2 protein-coding genes are annotated in these 2710 nt (G+C 45.7%); both read left to right on the forward strand.

Features of this window, described 5'->3' with window-relative positions:
• On the forward strand, positions 1 to 1544 hold a 1544-nt coding region (locus AC1DWN_RS31800), incomplete at its 5' end, for an excinuclease ABC subunit UvrA (protein WP_477562849.1).
• A 61-nt stretch (positions 1545 to 1605) separates the two neighbouring features.
• Positions 1606 to 2214, forward strand: a complete 609-nt coding sequence (locus AC1DWN_RS31805) for an RNA polymerase sigma factor (RefSeq protein ID WP_477562850.1) — start codon at positions 1606 to 1608, stop codon at positions 2212 to 2214.
• The last annotated feature ends 496 nt before the right edge of the window (positions 2215 to 2710 follow it).

The following is a 2710-nucleotide window of genomic DNA, read 5'->3' on the forward strand; positions in this document are numbered from 1 at the left end:
GCGTTATGTCGCTTAGCGAGCTGCAGCATTTTTTGAGCAATCTGGAATTTGTAGAGCCGAAAGTGCATATAGGCAAACAAATTACGACGGAAATCATGTCACGTCTGCTACTGCTTCTGGACATCGGGCTTGATTATCTCAGTTTGGGGCGGCGTTCAGATACCATATCAGGTGGGGAAGCGCAGCGAATCCGATTGTCTACGCAGATCAGCTCAGGTCTTATGGGGATGCTGTATGTGCTGGATGAGCCAAGCATAGGCCTTCATGCGAGAGATAGCTCTCGTATTATGAATACACTAAAAAAACTACGAGATTTAGGTAATACGATCATCGTCGTTGAACATGACATGGACACGATTCGGAGCGCGGATCATATTATCGAAATTGGTCCGGGGCCGGGACGAAATGGTGGACACATTATTGCGGAAGGCACAGCGGAGCAGCTTGCAGCTGCTTCAGAATCGGTAACGGGAGCATTCCTATCCGGGGTCAGGACGATCGAGATTCCCTCCGGGCGCCGTCCTCTGACTGGACTTGCTATATCGATCAGCGGAGCAAGAGCGAATAATTTACGCAGTGTTAATGTCGATATTCCGCTTGGTGTCTTGGTATGCATAACCGGCGTTTCTGGATCAGGCAAGAGCACTCTCATCAATGAGGTGATGTGCAAGCAGCTATTTTCCATTTTTCACGATGCAAGGATTGTACCCGGTGAGCATGATTCACTTACTGGCCATGAGTCACTAACGGGCATTATTACGATTGATCAGTCCCCTATTGGGAGAAGCTCTCGTTCCAACCCAGCGACATATGTAGGTTTTTTTGATCGGGTTCGAGAGTTGTTTGCGGGAGAAGCTCAGGCAGCAGGCATTAAGCTGAGCAAGAATGATTTCAGTTTCAATCAAAAAAATGGCGGCCGCTGCGAGAATTGCCAGGGAGAAGGAATTGTAGTCACGCAGCTGCAGTTTATGCCAGATGTAGAAACCATATGTCCCGTTTGCAAAGGAGCTAGATTCAATGGTGATGTGCTGGATGTCAAGATGAAGGGTAAGAGCATTGCCGATGTACTTGATATGAGTATAGAGGAAGCGCTGGAGTTTTTTGATGAGCAGCCATATATCCAGCATAAGCTGAATGTACTCTTTCAGCTTGGGCTAGGTTATTTGAGGCTGGGCCAGTCCTCAACGACATTGTCTGGCGGAGAAGCGCAGCGGATCAAACTTGCTTATGAACTTAGCAAGATGAAGCGGGGCAGCCACAACCTGTACGTGCTGGATGAACCGACCACCGGCTTGCACCTCAGTGATATACAGAAGCTTATTGATTGCCTGCAGCAACTTGTAGATGCTGGACATTCGGTCCTTGTAATTGAGCACCATCTGGATTTGATCAAGGTCGCTGACTTTGTTATCGATATGGGCCCTGATGGTGGACGAAATGGCGGCATGATCGTCGCATCCGGCACACCTGAGCAGGTAGCAAAGACGGAAGGTTCACTTACAGGGAAGTTTCTTACTCAAGCTTTAATGTTATTAGCTAAATGAGTTTCGATGATAGATTTTCTTTGAATGGCATCAGATCATTAGAGGGTAAAGAGGGGATCGATTGGGCGACCGAGAGCTTGTCGAACGAGCTCGAAGCGGGGACCAGGAAGCATTCAGCGAGCTTGTCCGTACGCATCGTGCAAGAGCATATGGCTTGGTGAACAAGATTGCACGCGACGCATATCTGGCGGAAGATATTGTTCAGGATGCACTGATTCGAGCATTTCTACATCTCGGCAGCTTAGATGACACGAGTCGGTTTCTACCATGGCTGCAACGGATCATTCGCAACCAAGCTTATATGAGGCTTCGACGCGGCGGGCAGTTCACCAAAGAACTGCCATTTACAGGTTTCGGTACTGGAAGTGCTGCGATAAAGGATCGTTTCCGAGAAGACAGCCAATCGATGGACTGGGGAGATATCGACCGCATTTTGTTTAGATTATCCCGTTCTGTTGATGAAGAGGATAAACAAAGCAGTGATCCTATGAAATATCTACTTCGCCGTGAACTCATGGAAAATCTTCTCTCGTTGCTGCACTGTTTGAGTAAACGGGAGAGGCAAATTTTCGAAGCACATTTCTTTGGAGAATTGTCCACTGCATACGAGAGGAAGAGAATGGCAGCACATTTTTCAAGACAAATATATGATCGGCATAGCTGGTTATGATGCATGGACCGCTTGTTTGGAGCGGTGAAGTATTGGAACACCTCCTTAATTTTATGAAAGCTTATTGGTCTGAGCAATGGATTAATTGAATAAGACTATGGTTTAATATTGATAGTTCGAAATAAAAGATGAGAAGTGACAGTTTGCTTTTGAATGTTTAATGAAACTCAAAGGAAAAGACTCCAGGTACAATTTAATTATTTGTGGGGGCTTAAGCTACCCTTCTCTATCCATCAATATTAAGCACTCCACACATGTGGAAACTATCGTACTGCTGAGACGTATAACACCAGTATTGATAAGAAATAATTAAACTGTAACAAGCCCTGCCTGTGGCAACGTCAGAAATTATTAATGCATCAGGATCTGTGCTTATTAGGAAAGTGGGGCAATAAGAGAATGAAGTTTTTAGGAGCAGGTACTTTTATTCTATATAGCATTATTACAGGAGGGATTGTTGGGCTTCTCGTATGGAGCTTTCTCGCTATTCTTTCTG

Source organism: Paenibacillus sp. P4_A7 (assembly GCF_056402455.1).